Origin of the sequence: Syntrophomonas palmitatica JCM 14374 (assembly GCF_001311885.1) — a bacterium.
In the GTDB taxonomy this organism is placed as follows: Bacteria; Bacillota; Syntrophomonadia; order Syntrophomonadales; family Syntrophomonadaceae; genus Syntrophomonas_A; species Syntrophomonas_A palmitatica.
Genome location: NZ_BBCE01000027.1, coordinates 1 through 15123 on the forward strand (window position 1 = coordinate 1; position 15123 = coordinate 15123).

12 protein-coding genes and 2 pseudogenes are annotated in these 15123 nt (G+C 46.5%); all 14 read right to left on the reverse strand.

Annotated features, from left to right (window positions below):
- Positions 1-60 precede the first annotated feature (60 nt).
- The 14 genes and pseudogenes from fusA to rpmG all read right to left on the reverse strand — a co-directional run bounded on the left by fusA (position 61) and on the right by rpmG (position 14997).
- Positions 61-2145: an elongation factor G gene (gene fusA, locus JCM14374_RS12205; protein ID WP_083454086.1), complete on the reverse strand. Its 2085-nt coding sequence runs from the start codon at positions 2143-2145 to the stop codon at positions 61-63.
- Between the two features lie 35 nt (positions 2146-2180).
- A complete protein-coding gene (gene rpsG / locus JCM14374_RS12210) occupies positions 2181-2651 on the reverse strand; it encodes a 30S ribosomal protein S7 (protein WP_054697879.1) in 471 nt (156 codons plus the stop codon).
- Positions 2652-2666: 15 nt separating this feature from the next.
- Positions 2667-3044, reverse strand: coding sequence for a 30S ribosomal protein S12 (rpsL, locus tag JCM14374_RS12215; protein ID WP_054697882.1), 378 nt, complete (start codon positions 3042-3044; stop codon positions 2667-2669).
- 22 nt (positions 3045-3066) lie between these two features.
- Entirely contained in the window at positions 3067-3315 is a 249-nt protein-coding gene (locus tag JCM14374_RS12220) for a L7Ae/L30e/S12e/Gadd45 family ribosomal protein (protein ID WP_054697885.1), read from the reverse strand.
- Between the two features lie 117 nt (positions 3316-3432).
- Positions 3433-6966: a DNA-directed RNA polymerase subunit beta' gene (gene rpoC, locus JCM14374_RS12225; RefSeq protein WP_054697888.1), complete on the reverse strand. Its 3534-nt coding sequence runs from the start codon at positions 6964-6966 to the stop codon at positions 3433-3435.
- A 38-nt stretch (positions 6967-7004) separates the two neighbouring features.
- Positions 7005-10369: pseudogene (gene rpoB / locus JCM14374_RS12230) on the reverse strand (DNA-directed RNA polymerase subunit beta).
- A 181-nt stretch (positions 10370-10550) separates the two neighbouring features.
- Complete coding sequence (locus tag JCM14374_RS12235) at positions 10551-11204, reverse strand: hypothetical protein (protein WP_157049115.1); 654 nt, start codon at positions 11202-11204, stop codon at positions 10551-10553.
- 185 nt (positions 11205-11389) lie between these two features.
- Complete coding sequence (gene rplL / locus JCM14374_RS12240; RefSeq protein ID WP_054697894.1) at positions 11390-11761, reverse strand: 50S ribosomal protein L7/L12; 372 nt, start codon at positions 11759-11761, stop codon at positions 11390-11392.
- A 230-nt stretch (positions 11762-11991) separates the two neighbouring features.
- Complete coding sequence (gene rplJ / locus JCM14374_RS12245) at positions 11992-12513, reverse strand: 50S ribosomal protein L10 (protein ID WP_054697897.1); 522 nt, start codon at positions 12511-12513, stop codon at positions 11992-11994.
- A 256-nt stretch (positions 12514-12769) separates the two neighbouring features.
- Positions 12770-13469 (reverse strand): annotated as a pseudogene (gene rplA, locus JCM14374_RS12250) (50S ribosomal protein L1).
- Between the two features lie 67 nt (positions 13470-13536).
- Positions 13537-13962, reverse strand: a complete 426-nt coding sequence (gene rplK / locus JCM14374_RS12255; protein WP_054697903.1) for a 50S ribosomal protein L11 — start codon at positions 13960-13962, stop codon at positions 13537-13539.
- 12 nt (positions 13963-13974) lie between these two features.
- Positions 13975-14553 (reverse strand): transcription termination/antitermination protein NusG, encoded by a 579-nt coding sequence (gene nusG, locus JCM14374_RS12260; RefSeq protein ID WP_054697905.1) that lies wholly within the window; start codon positions 14551-14553, stop codon positions 13975-13977.
- A gap of 31 nt (positions 14554-14584) precedes the next feature.
- The gene (gene secE / locus JCM14374_RS12265) at positions 14585-14827 is read right to left on the reverse strand and encodes a preprotein translocase subunit SecE (protein WP_439646078.1); all 243 of its coding nucleotides are present in this window, start codon (positions 14825-14827) and stop codon (positions 14585-14587) included.
- Between the two features lie 20 nt (positions 14828-14847).
- Positions 14848-14997: a 50S ribosomal protein L33 gene (gene rpmG / locus JCM14374_RS12270; protein WP_054697909.1), complete on the reverse strand. Its 150-nt coding sequence runs from the start codon at positions 14995-14997 to the stop codon at positions 14848-14850.
- Positions 14998-15123: the final 126 nt, after the last annotated feature.

Consider the following 15123-nt stretch of genomic DNA (forward strand, 5'->3'; position numbering starts at 1 on the left):
TTATTACGGAGTTATTTATCTGTGTAGCATCTGTGTCCATCTATGGTGATTGTCTTTAGCCTATACTGGTAAACCGTACCGCCGGGCTATAATTTCCCGGCTTTTTGATTCCGGTACCTCGGCATAATTTCTAAACTGTAAACTGAAACTGGCCCGTCCCTGGCTTACTGATCTAAGAGCAGTAGCATATCCGAAGGTTTCAACCAGCGGCACGTTGGCTTTGACAATCTTGCTTTCCCGGTTTTCCTCAAACCCGAGGATACGACCGCGGCGTGCATTCAAATCGGATATTACATCTCCTACATATTCTTCCGGAGATACCACTTCAATATCCATAATCGGTTCCAGTAAAATCGATTGCGCCTTCTGCAAGGCTTCCTTTACGGCCATAGCCGCCGCGATTTTAAAAGCCTGTTCACTGGAGTCTACTTCGTGGTAGGAACCACCTAAAAGTTTAACCTCTACGTCATCTACGGGATAACCAGCCAGTATACCGGCCTGCAAGGCTTCCCGCGCCCCTATTTCAACTGCGGAAATAAATTCGCCTGGTACCTGCTCGGGTTTAGCTTGGTTAACAAAATGTTTGCCCTGACCTTCTTCAAGCGGGGCAATACTCAAAACCACCCTGGCATATTGACCGCGCCCCCCAGTTTGCTTTTCAAAAACACTATCCACCTGGGCTGGCTGTTTTATGGTTTCTTTGTAGGCCACCTGGGGCTTGCCTACATTAGCATTTACCTTGAATTCCCGCAAAAGCCGGTCAATCAATATTTCCAGGTGTAACTCGCCCATGCCGGATACAATGGTCTGGCCGCTTTCGGGATCTATGCGGGTACGGAAAGTAGGATCTTCCTCCGCCAGCCGCATCAGGCTTTCCCCGATTTTATCCTGGTCTGCTTTGGTGCGAGGTTCAATTGCAACATCTATAACCGGTTCGGGAAATTCAATGTTTTCCAGCAAAAGCCTGTACCCGTCACTGCAAAGGGTATCCCCGGTAATGGTCTCCTTAAAACCAACCCCGGCTACAATATCCCCGGCTACCGCTACTTCTATTTCTTCGCGATGATTGGCATGCATACGCAGAATTTTGTTAACACGTTCACGTTTTTCTTTGTGAGTATTAACAACTGTGCTGCCAACCTTCACTTTTCCGGAATAAACCCGGAAATAGGTGAGCTTGCCCACATAGGGGTCCGCAGCGATTTTAAACGCCAGGGCGCAAAATGGTCCCTCAGTATCAGCAGTTATTTCGACTTCCTCGCCTGTGCCGGTTTTAGTAGCTTTAACCGGCGGTATATCCAGAGGTGAAGGCAGGTAGTCCACCACCGCATCCAAGAGCATCTGCACTCCCTTATTCTTAAAGGAAGAACCGCAAAAAACGGGAACCAGTATATTCTCTATAGTTAATTTTCTCAAAGAACTCAGGATCTCTGCCTCAGTAACGGTTTGGCCTTCCAGGTATTTTTCCAAAATATTGTCATCATATTCAGAAATCTTTTCCAGCAGATAGCTGCGGTAATATTCAGCTTCTTCCTGTTCTGCCGTATCCAAATCTCTTTCTATAAATGACTCACCCAGATCATCCTCATAAATATAGGCTTTACCGCGGATAATGTCTATTACCCCGCAGAAGGTGTCTTCCACCCCTACGGGCAGCTGCACCGCTACGGCCTCACTGCCCAGGCCGGATTTTATCATATCCAGAACCCGGAAAAAATCAGCGCCTATGCGGTCCATCTTGTTGACATAAGCAATACGCGGTATTCGGTAACGGTCAGCCTGCCGCCATACTGTTTCTGACTGCGGCTGCACCCCTGCCACCGCACAGAAGATACCAATTGCTCCATCCAGGATTCGCAGTGACCGCTCTACCTCTACTGTAAAGTCCACATGCCCGGGCGTGTCGATAATGTTTATAACACAATCCCGCCATTTACAAGCAGTAGCTGCCGAGGTGATGGTAATACCTCGTTCCTGTTCCTGGGTCATCCAGTCCATGGTCGCAGTGCCTTTATCGACCTCACCCATGCGATGCACCCTGCCGGTATAGAATAGAAAGCGCTCTGTGGTGGTGGTCTTGCCGGCATCTATATGCGCCATGATGCCTATATTTCTGATTGCAGCTAAATTCGAATCCGCAGCCACATTAAAATCCTCCGGAATTCAAATTCCCTGCCCCTTTACCAACGATAATGAGCAAAAGCTTTGTTGGCTTCAGCCATCTTATGGGTATCTTCCTTCTTCTTGAAGGAACCCCCGGTGCTGTTAGAAGCATCCAGTATTTCTCCTGCCAACCGTTCAGCCATGGTTTTTTCCCCGCGTTTACGCGAATAACTCACCAGCCATCTGATAGCCAGGGTCTGACGGCGGTTAGCTCTAACTTCTACCGGAACCTGGTAATTGGCTCCGCCAACGCGCCGGGCTCTTACTTCTACGATAGGAGTAATATTTTTCATGGCCTCTTCAAAGACCTCCATGGGGTCTTTTTTGCTCTTGGCGGCTACAATATCGAAAGCGCCGTAACAGATCTTCTCTGCCAGGCTTTTCTTACCATCCCACATGATCTGGTTAACCAGTCTGGTAAATATCTTGCTGTTATATATAGGATCAGGCAATACATCGCGTTTAGCGACGGGACCTTTTCTCGGCATTGTCTGTCCTCCCTCCTATTTCTTCTTGGGCCGCTTAGTACCGTATTTTGATCTGCCCTGGTTGCGGTTTTGTACACCGGAAGCATCCAGGGTGCCTCTGATTATATGATATCTTACACCAGGAAGGTCCTTGACTCTTCCTCCTCTAATCAGCACTACCGAGTGCTCCTGCAGGTTATGCCCAATACCTGGTATATATGCTGTAACTTCAATTCCATTGGTCAATCTTACCCTGGCAATCTTCCGCAAGGCCGAATTAGGCTTTTTGGGAGTTGTAGTATAAACCCTTGTACAAACCCCACGCTTTTGCGGGCAACTCTTCAGAGCCGGAGCAGTAGACTTTTTCTCGATTTTTTCGCGTCCTTTTCTTACTAACTGGTTAATTGTCGGCACTTGTCGCACCTCCTTCCCCGGCTTATTCAACAAGCAATGCCGCAGTGGCTGAACCTACTTCAATTCCACAGGCCTCGCCCAGCAAATTCATGCTTTCTACTATCTGATAATCAGTATTATTCTGGCGGCATAGTTCAATAATCGGCTCCACAATATGTGGTTCAGCATCACCGGCAATGAAAACCTTGCGGGCCAGTCCCTGGGTTATCGCTTTTCTGACTTGTTTGCTTCCAGTTACCCGGTGACTGTTTTTCAATTCAGCTAGTGACAAGTATGCACCCCTCCTCCTGGCACAGAAAAATATAGGAGCAGGAAAGCCGTTTATTTATCGCGCACTTAAATAGTTTATCACCTGCGCATAGCTGAGTCAACGCAATCGAACCAAAATTTATTCCTCAAATTGCATCCCTGCTTCTTCAAAGGGCATTTCCTCATAGGTCATACGGCGGTATTTCGCATAGCCTGTGCCTGCAGGAATAAGTTTACCGATTATGACATTTTCCTTTAAGCCAATCAGGTAATCCACCTTGCCTTTAATCGCAGCTTCGGTTAAGACCTTGGTAGTCTCCTGGAAGGAGGCTGCGGACAAGAACGAGTCTGTATTAAGAGAGGCCTTGGTTATACCGAGCAGCATGGGGGAACATACCGCTGGCAAGCCGCCGTTCTCCAAAACCACCTGGTTTTCTTCTTCAAAAATAGATATGTCCACAAAGGCTCCAGGTAAGAGCTGCGTATCACCCGCGTCTTCTATTTTTACACGTTTAAGCATCTGGCGAATCATTATCTCAATGTGTTTGTCACTGATATCAACCCCCTGGGAACGATATACCTTCTGTACTTCCTGCAGAAGATACTTCTGTACATCCTGCATTCCCTTGGTTTTTAAGATATCATGAGGATTCAGCGGCCCTTCGGTCAAGGCATCTCCCATTTCCACCATGTCCCCTTCATCTACTTTCAGGCGGGAGCCGTAGTGCACAAGATAGGAAGCCATAATTTCACCGTTTTCATCCAGTATTTCCACTTCGCGTCTGCCTTTATTCTCAGCCAGGTGTACCTTGCCGCCCACTTCGGTAACTACCGCCTGCCCTTTGGGCTTACGCACTTCAAAAAGCTCCTCAACACGCGGCAGACCGCGGGTAATATCTTCTCCGGCCACACCGCCGGTATGGAAAGTGCGCATGGTCAACTGGGTACCGGGTTCACCGATCGACTGGGCAGCCAGTATCCCGACCGCCTCACCGATTTCTACGTCATAACCCGTGGCCAGGTTGCGGCCGTAGCATCTCTTGCATACACCATGCTTGGTTTTACAGGTTAGAACACTGCGGATTTTAACCTTGTCAATTCCGGCCCGTTCAATCGCGTAACCGGCATCGTCATCTATCATTTCATTTTCTTCAACCAGAACCTCCCCGGTCTGGGGATGTACGATGGTGTCAAGCGAAACCCTGCCTATGATGCGCTGGTGCAGAGGCTCAATCAACTGCGAACCTTCCATGATCTTTTCTACCCAGATGCCTTCCAGGGATTCGCAGTCGTCTTCCTTAACGGTAACATCATGTGATACGTCGACCAGCCTGCGGGTAAGATAACCCGAGTCAGCAGTTCGCAGAGCGGTATCAGCCAAACCTTTTCTGGCGCCATGAGTGGAAATGAAATATTCCAAAACGGTCAAACCTTCGCGGAAGTTAGCTTTTATGGGCAGGTCTATAATCTTTCCTGAAGGATCAGCCATCAAACCGCGCATACCTGCTAACTGGCGAATCTGTTGGAAGTTGCCTCTGGCGCCCGAAATAGCCATCATGTAAACCGGATTTTCCTCAGAGAGCGCCTTTTTTAGCGCTTCAGTTACATCATCGGTAGCCTGATTCCATATCTCAACCACCTGGTTATGTCTTTCCTCATCAGTAATTAATCCCAGCATAAAATCCTGTTCAATGGAATCTACTACTTTATCAGCCTCTTCCAGGATCATTTTCTTGGCCAGCGGGGTTTCAAAATCAGTTACTCCGACGCTGATCCCGGCGCGAGTACCATAACGGTATCCCAAGCGTTTTATGCCATCCAGCATCTCAGCGGTTTTGGCATTGCCCTCCAGGCGATAACAGCTGTAAACCAGCTCGCCAAGTTTCTTTTTATCGATTACTTCATTGAAAAAGCCCAGACTGTCGGGAATTTTTTCATTGAAAATAATACGGCCAACTGAAGTTTCCAGCATTTCTTCCTGCCAAACCTGGGTTTGGCGGCTCTCTAATATTTCACTGCCGCTCTTTTGCGGAACCCGCATTCTTACTCTGATTTTTTCATGCAGTCTCAACTGACCTGTTTCATAAGCCATCTGCGCTTCTTCCGGACTGCAAAAACTGCGCGGAGCCTGTTCAGGATTCATATCTTTTTGGCTCATATAGGTAAGATAGTAAAGCCCGATAACCATGTCCTGAGTGGGCGTTACCACCGGTTTCCCATCCTTGGGATTAAGAATATTATTACTGGCCAGCATTAACAGACGGGCCTCGGTCTGAGCTTCAGCGGAGAGAGGCACATGGACCGCCATCTGGTCGCCGTCAAAGTCAGCATTATATGCGGTGCATACCAGGGGATGCAGCTGCAGTGCGCGTCCTTCAACCAGTACTGGTTCAAAAGCCTGTATACCCAGTCGATGCAAGGTGGGAGCACGGTTTAAAAGTACCGGGTGTTCTTTAATAACGTCGTCTAATATATCCCAGACTTCTTCCCGGCCGCGTTCTACCATTTTCTTGGCGCTCTTGATATTGGTGGCTATACCGCGGTCAACCAGCTTTTTCATGACAAATGGCTTGAACAATTCCAGAGCCATTTCTTTAGGCAGCCCGCACTGATGCATTTTTAAATTGGGGCCTACCACGATAACTGAACGTCCGGAGTAGTCCACCCTTTTTCCCAGCAGGTTCTGGCGAAAACGGCCCTGTTTTCCCTTGAGCATATCGCTCAAAGACTTCAAGGGACGGTTGCCGGGTCCGGTGACCGCACGCCCGCGGCGCCCATTATCAATCAACGCGTCAACAGCTTCCTGCAGCATGCGTTTTTCATTGCGTACAATGATATCTGGCGCACCCAGATCGAGCAGCCTTTTCAAACGGTTGTTGCGATTGATTACCCGCCGGTAGAGGTCATTTAAATCCGAGGTGGCAAAACGCCCGCCGTCCAGCTGCACCATAGGTCTAAGTTCTGGAGGTATGACCGGCAGAACATCCATAATCATCCAGCAGGGATCGTTGGCAGACAGGCGAAAAGCTTCAACAACTTCCAGCCTCTTGATAGCCCGGCTTTTTCTCTGCCCGCTGGTAGAAGCGATTTCTTCTTTGAGTTCCTGACACATGGTCTCAAGTTCTATTTCATCCAGCAGATATTTTATAGCCTCGGCGCCAATGCCTACAACGAAATTGTCACCATATCTCTCCCGGTTTTCACGATATTCTTTTTCATTTAAAAGCTGTTTTTTAAGTAAGGGTGTGTCGCCGGGATCAAGGACAATATAACTTACGAAATAAATGACTTTCTCCAGCACTTTGGGTGACATATCCAGCAATAGTCCCATACGGCTGGGTATGCCTTTCAAATACCATATATGACTGACCGGAGCGGCCAGTTCAATATGGCCCATGCGCTCACGTCTGACTTTGGAGTTAGTGACTTCAACCCCGCACCTGTCACATACTATGCCTTTATGTCTGACCCGTTTGTACTTGCCGCAGTGGCACTCCCAGTCCTTAACCGGGCCAAAGATTTTCTCGCAAAACAAACCTTCTTTTTCAGGCCGCAAGGTGCGATAGTTGATGGTTTCGGGCTTTTTTACCTCTCCGCTGCTCCAGGAACGAATCTGCTCTGGAGATGCCAAGGATATCTTGATGCGTTCAAAGGTATTGTTGATTTCTGACAAATGGGTCTCTCCCTTCCAGAAGAATATGTGCCGAACCTCTAAAGGTCAAAGTCTTCTGCCAGATTGTCCACTTCATCATCTAACATTTCGTCCAGAATGTCCTCATCGTCTTCCATATCTTCAATATGGCCGCCTTCAATATCGCCAAAGCTGGATACGGCTACGGCATCGGGCAGCTCTACGCCCAATTCCCGGGCCTTTTCTTTTTCACTGATCTCCAGATCGATATCCTTAATCTGAATTTCCTTATCATCTCCGGTTAATATCCTTACATCCAGGGCCAGGCTCTGCAGTTCTTTGACCAGAACCTTAAACCCTTCCGGCACTCCGGGTTCAGGGATATTCTCACCTTTAACAATAGACTCGTAGGTTTTTAAGCGTCCTACAACATCGTCTGATTTTACGGTTAATATTTCCTGCAGGGTAAAAGCTGCTCCATAAGCCTCTAGTGCCCATACTTCCATTTCTCCAAAACGCTGCCCGCCGAATTGGGCTTTTCCCCCCAAGGGCTGCTGGGTTACCAGAGAATAAGGCCCTATAGAACGAGCATGAATCTTATCATCTACCAGGTGGGCAAGTTTTAACATATATACATAACCCACCGTGACCTTATGGTCAAAAACTTCTCCGGTGCGGCCATCATATAAAACAGCCTTGCCATCTTCAGGCAATCCGGCTTCTTTGAGTTTGGCAAAAATATCATCTTCACGGGCGCGTCAAAAACCGGAGTGGCTACCTTGATTCCCAGGGTATTCGCCGCCCAGCCTAGATGACATTCCAATATCTGCCCGATGTTCATACGCGAAGGTACTCCCAGCGGATTGAGCACTATTTCCACCGGGGTTCCGTCACTCAGGAAGGGCATATCCTCTTCCGGCAGAATGCGGGAAATAACACCCTTGTTGCCATGCGTCCCGCCATCTTATCTCCTTCGGAAATTTTACGTTTCTGAGCTATATACACCCTGACGAGCTGGTTTACTCCCGGGGGCAGTTCATCTCCCTTTTCACGGGAGAAACGTTTGACAGCCACAATTTTTCCTGCTTCCCCATGGGGGACCCTGAGAGATGAATCCCTTACTTCACGGGCTTTCTCACCAAATATGGCTCGCAAAAGTCTTTCTTCCGGGGTCAATTCAGTTTCTCCCTTAGGGGTGACCTTGCCAACCAGGATATCGTCAGGTCGGACTTCCGCCCCGACCCTGATTACACCTTGATCATCGAGGTTTCTCAACATATCCTCCGAGACATTTGGTATGTCACGGGTAATCTCTTCCGGACCTAGTTTGGTATCGCGGGCTTCACACTCGTATTCTTCTATATGAATAGAGGTAAAGGCATCCTCCCTGACCAGTTTTTCCGAAATCAGAATGGCATCTTCATAGTTATAGCCTTCCCAGGGCATGAACGCCACCAGCACGTTACGGCCCAGAGCTAATTCGCCTTGACTGGTGCTGGGGCCGTCAGCGATAATGCTGTCTGGTTCAACAATTTCGCCAACTCTGACTATGGGTCTCTGGTTATAACAGGTACCCTGGTTGGAACGCATAAACTTCATCAAATCATACGTATCCAACTTTCCCTCGTTATTCTGAATCACTATCTGGTTGGCGTTTACTTTTTTCACCACTCCGCCTTTTTTGCAGACTACAACCGCGCCTGAATCCTTAGCGGCTTTATGTTCCAATCCTGTCCCTACAATAGGGGCGTCTGTAGAAATAAGCGGAACCGCCTGACGCTGCATATTTGCGCCCATCAAAGCACGATTGGCGTCATCGTTCTCCAGGAAGGGAATAAGCGATGTCGCGACACTGAAGACCTGCTTGGGCGAAACGTCCATATAATCTGCCCGGTTGACAGGAATCTCTAAAATTTCTTCGAAATACCGCGCTTCCACGCGTTCTTCGATGAAGTTGCCGTTTTCATCTAAGGGGGCATTGGCCTGGGCTACCATATATTCGTCTTCCTCATCCGCGGTTAGGTAAACGATTTCGTCTAAGACTCTCTTGCCAGCTTTGTCCACTTTGCGGTAAGGAGTTTCGATAAATCCAAACTCATTTACGCGGCTGAATGTAGCCAGTGAACCGATTAAACCAATGTTTGGTCCTTCAGGGGTTTCAATGGGGCATATTCTGCCATAATGGGAGTGATGCACGTCACGCACCTGAAAACCGGCTCTCTCACGAGTCAAGCCGCCAGGTCCCAGAGCGCTGAGACGCCTCTTATGGGTTAATTCCGCCAGGGGATTGGTTTGATCCATAAACTGTGATAACTGTGAACTGCCGAAGAATTCTTTGACAGCTGCGGTAATGGGGCGGATATTGATTAAAACCTGTGGGGTTAATGTATCCACGTCATGGATACTCATACGCTCCCTTACCACACGTTCCATCCTTACCAGTCCGGTACGGAACTGATTCTGCAAAAGCTCGCCTATGGAACGCAGACGCCGGTTGCCAAGATGATCAATAACATCCGTTTTGCCTTCGCCTTCCAAAAGTTTTAACAGATAGGCGATAGTGGATGTAATATCTTCGATTGTCAAATGACGCGTTTCCACCGGGATATTAAGCCCCAGCTTCTTATTAACCTTGTAACGACCCACTGTAGCCATATCATAACGGCGGGGATCGAAGAACAGATTGTTTAACAATTGTTCGGCCGCATCCTCGGTAGCCATTTCACCGGGCCGCAACCGCCGGTAAAACTCAATCAAGGCTTCCTTCTTGTTATTGCTGGTGTCCTTCTCCAGGGTTTTTATAATGTATTCATTATTATTGTACAATTCAAGAATAGCTTCATTGCTTTCATAACCTATAGCTCTAAGTAAAACCGTTACCGGAATCTTACGGGTTTTATCGATACGGGTGTAAATAGCGCCGACGCTGTCCATCTCCAGTTCGAACCAGGCCCCGCGATTAGGTATTATGGTGGCGCCAAAGAGTTTTTTCCCGGATACATCCAAGCGATCAGCAAAATATACGCCGGGAGATTTTACCAGCTGGCTGACTACAACACGTTCGGCGCCATTATAAATAAATGTGCCCTTATCAGTCATCAAGGGTAAATCACCCAAATAAACTTCGGATTCCTTTATTTCACCACTTTCCTTATCGGTCAGTCTGACCTTAAGTTTCAGCGGCGCCTGATAACTTACATCCCTTTCCTTACATTCAGGAATGGAGTATTTAGGTTCGCCCAGGCTGTAATCAATAAAGCCCAGTTCCAGATTACCGGAAAAATCAGTAATAGGAAATACTTCCTGCAAGGCTTCGCGCAGGCCCTTGTTCTGAAACCATTCAAAAGAACTTAATTGTACTTGAATAAGATTGGGTAAATCAATAGGTTGGCCTATGCGGGAGTAACTGAGTCTATCTACTGCCGAATTTTTCGATGTGAGGCATACTAGAATTTCACCCCTCCTGTTCATTGCCAAAGAAGTGAAAAGCAAGGTTAAGTCAAACCTCGCTTTTAATCCAATCCATTAGCTTGTTAAACTAACAATACAAATGGCAATTATTGATGATAGCATAAGTATCTTCCCAAGTCAAGGATACCGTATGCAAAAGTTTAGCACTATTTCCTTTAGTCCTGATTATTGTCAGTTCCCGCGTTCTCTTTCTCCTCCTTTTCCAACTGTTCCAGTGCCTTTTCCAGGGAATACTCTTCTTCGATCAACTGGTTAACCTTGCGAATTCGCGCTGTAAAATAAAACATTATAATAATAAATGCCACCAGAAACAGCACCAATCCCAGCCATAAACCTTCAATAGTTACTACATGCAGGTAATTGCCCGAAGATGACTTAAAATCAGCCAGCTTAAATACCGCCTGGTCTTCAGTCTCCTGTTTGCCTGAACTTTCTTCGATGACACCGGGTACTTTAATAATCAGGTCAGCATCCTTTATGGCTGCAACCTGAACAAACAAACCTTGACTGGGAATACTGGTTTTATCAGTTTTTATACCGGTGCTTTGCCAGAGAAAGAAGTTCTTGCTCTCAACCGTAAAAGGAAGCCGGTCAGTCAATTGCTGATATGCGTCCCAATCCCTGGTTTCCCGTTCAAAAATCGTCTGGTTATTCTGTACATAAGACTTCCAGTTCTCATTGGCTGCTGACAGGGTTACCCCGTCTGCGGTTACTTTTTCTTTTATACTGCCGTTATCATACCAGGTTAACTGCCACTCTGCTCCCGCGGCCATGACAGGCGACCCAGGCATAATAAATACAGCCAGCATAAGAAGGAAAAGCAAAAAGGGGAAATTTTTCCTCATTAACATCATTTCCCTTCCTTGAACTATTTAAACCTAAAATTAGATTATAACAGAATTTTTTTATTCAATATAAAAAAATCGAATTCCATATAAAAAACCGGCGTATAAAACACCGGGTTTTCTTATGCTGCTTATGTTGTACTCATTATTTATTTAATATCTACGCTGCCGCCTGCTTCTTCAATCTTGGCTTTGATAGCCTGAGCTTCTTCTTTATTGATTTTTTCTTTAATGGGATTGGGAGCTCCGTCAACCAGATCTTTGGCTTCTTTCAGACCCAAACCGGTAAGTTCACGAACTACTTTAATAACATTAACCTTCTTGTCTCCGGCTGAAGTCAAAATTACATCAAATTCGTACTGTTCTTCAACGGCTTCTGCTACGGCTGCGGGGGCAGCAGCTACGGCTACGGGAGCGGCTGCGCTTACTCCAAATTCTTCTTCCATGGCCTTGACCAGTTCAGACAATTCCAGAACGGTCATCCCTTTAACGATTTCAATAATATCCTGTACTTTACTCATTTATTTTACCTCCTCAATATTTACCTTTTTATTTAGATAAAATTCAACACAGATTCACACAAATCCGTAATGGATGAACACAGACAAATCGTTTCTATACACAATACACCCAGCTTGAAAATGAACAATATGTGGTTCACAGCAAATATAACTCTGAACACTTGAGCAAAATCCATCCGTGTATATCAGTGTTACATCTGTGTCCATCTGTGGTTAAACTACAACCGATTCTAACTTGCTTTCTGTTCGCGGATTTTATCGAGAACGCGAACCAAACCGGTAATATTGGCATTAAGCACATATACCAGGCTGGTGATCGGAGCCTGCATAGTCCCCAGTACCTGGGCAACCAGAACATCACGCGGCGGCAAATCTGCCAGAGCCTTTAACTTGTCTGGACCAACTACTTGTCCTTCCAGTATCCCGACTTTCAGCTCCAGCTTTTTGTACTGCTTAATGAAATCCATGATAGTCTTGATGGGACCGACAGGATCTTCATTGCTGAACAAAACCGCATTGGGGCCCTGAATCTGATCTGCAAGTTCCTCGTAACCGGTATTTTTTAAAGCAAATTCAGTCATGGTGTTTTTCAATATTTTGAATTTCACGCCGGGAACACGCAACTGGTTTCGCAAATTGGTTATTTCCTCAACATTGGTGCCGCGATAGTCGCTGAAAACCACCAGGGCAGCATCCTGTATAAGCTGTTCGATTTCTTTTACTATCTGCTGTTTTTCCTCGATTTTGGGCATTTAGTATTTCACCCCCCTTTCAAGATTAATTAAACCGTTTTACTTCTACATCAGGTTATTATCCGCGACCTTCGCTCTTATTGTTGGCCCGGATTTAAGTTGTAAATTGAAATGAGCCTCGCAAACAGCTTGCAGAGGCTCGTATTACTGCCATAGAAGCAGTATTATCTAAAAAACCTCGGCAGGCGAATTTCTTCTTTAAGGCTGTTGCCACCGGCTGTCTGCAGTTTCTATATTCAATTTTAATTACTTGCTTTTAGCGATTGGCGGCCATGAGGATAACCGGGTTGATTTTAATGCCCGGACCCATGGTAGAACAAACGCTGACTGAACGCATATACTGGCCTTTGGCTGCAGCCGGCTTGGCTTTCAGCAAGGCCTCGGCAAAAGCATTAAGATTGTCCATCAGTTTATCTGCTTCAAATGATACTCTGCCGATAGGAGCATGCACAATAGCGGTTTTATCCACTCTGAACTCAATGCGGCCCGCTTTCAGTTCTTTTATGGTACGTTCTATATCGAAAGTAACAGTTCCAGCTTTGGGATTAGGCATTAACCCACGCGGTCCCAAAATTTTGCCGAGTTTGCCAACAACACCCATCATGTCCGGAGTAGCTACGGCTACATCGAAATCAAACCATCCGCTGGATTTTTTCCACCAGTTCTTCGCTGCCTACAAAATCAGCGCCTGCGTTTTCAGCCTCTTTAATTTTCTCGCCTTTAGCGAAAACCAGAACCCGGCGGGTTTTTCCAGTGCCATGGGGCAGGCTGACTGTTCCTCTGACCTGCTGGTCAGCATGACGGGGATCAACGCTTAATTTAATGTGAACTTCCACAGTCTCATCAAACTTGGCCGTGGATATGTCTTTTACGAGCTGAATGGCCTGTGCGGGTTCATAAAGCTGGGCGCGATCAATTTTTTGCATGGCATTTTGATAGGCTTTACCTTTGCTCATTAATTAAACCTCCTTGTGGTTATTCGGAATTAATCCTCCCACGATTGGCCTCATATGGCCTTGTTCGTTATTCAACTATTTCCAATCCCATACTGCGGGCTGTGCCTTCAATCATTCTTACAGCCGCTTCCAGATCGGCAGCGTTAAGATCCTCTTTCTTGGTTTCTGCAATTTCAACCAGCTTGGCCCGGCTGACTTTGCCAATCTTCTTCTTATTGGGCTCGCCCGAACCCTTTTCCACATTGGCAGCCTTTTTCAATAAATCCGAAGCCGGCGGTGACTTCAATACAAAAGTAAAAGATCTGTCTTCGTAAATGGTTATTTCCACCGGTATAATAAACCCGGTTTTCTCTGCGGTTTTGGCATTATATTCCTTGCAGAATCCCATTATGTTGATACCAAATGGTCCGAGGGCTGGTCCCACCGGCGGAGCCGGGGTAGCTTTTCCTGCCGCTATTTGCAGTGATACCTTTCCCATTACACGTTTGGCCACTTTTCCACCTCCTTATATCTTTTCTATTTGTTCATAATCCAGTTCGACCGGGGTTTCACGGCCAAACATGGAGATATTCACCCTGAGTTTGCCTCTTTCGGGCAGAAGCTCTCTGACCACGCCTTCAAAGTTGGCAAAAGGTCCGCTCTTTACCCTTATCGTTTCGCCTATGGAAACATCAATGAAGCGGGGTTTGCTCTCCAGAAGTCCCATGCGCTGGAGAATCTTATTGATCTCCTCTTCCTGCAGGGGAATGGGCTTGGCGCCGCTGCCTACAAAACCGGTTACTCCAGGGGTATGACGCACTACATACCACGAATCTTCATCCATAAGCATGTTTACGATTACATAACCAGGGAAAACACGTTTGTTGGTAACTTTCCTTTTGCCGCCTTTGTACTCTACTTCCTGTTCTTCCGGAATAATAATATTAAAAATTTTATCCTGCATGTTCATCGATTCGATGCGTTTGGTGAGGTCAACCTTAATCTTATTCTCATAACCGGAATAGGTATGTACGACATACCATTCACCCCTGCCCCGGAGCTCTTCTAGTTTTTTCTCAAGTTCGGTTTTAGTATCTTGTTCCAATTCAACGGTAATTGAACCCACCTCCTCTGTTCTAGGCAAATGCATCGAATAGCTTCTGTAATACGAATGACAGGCCCGAATCAAATAACCATATTATCAGACCCACAATAGCCACAGATACCAGCACTACTCCGGTGTAGCCGATCATCTGCTGGCGGTTGGGCCAGTGAACCTTTTTTAATTCGTTATATACGCTGATAAAATACCCTTTGGTATTCTCCCAGCGCACAGCCATGGTAACTTCGTTTTTAGCCGGAATATTGTTCTTGGTCAATATTATTCACATCCCTGATATTACTTAATCTCGCGGTGCAGGGTATGAGTGTTGCAGAATTTGCAGTACTTCTTTACTTCAAACTTCTCCGTATGTTTCTTCTTATCTTTAGTAGTGTTGTAATTGCGTTGCTTGCATTCTGTGCAGGCCAGTATGATTCCTACGCGCATGATTGCACCTCCATATGAGAAAAATCCTACAATACTCTATCACAAGCCACTGTCACGTGTCAACCAAAACCCCAAGGCTTTAATTATGGGGCATAACAACATTAGTCGTTTCTGATACCGGTTACA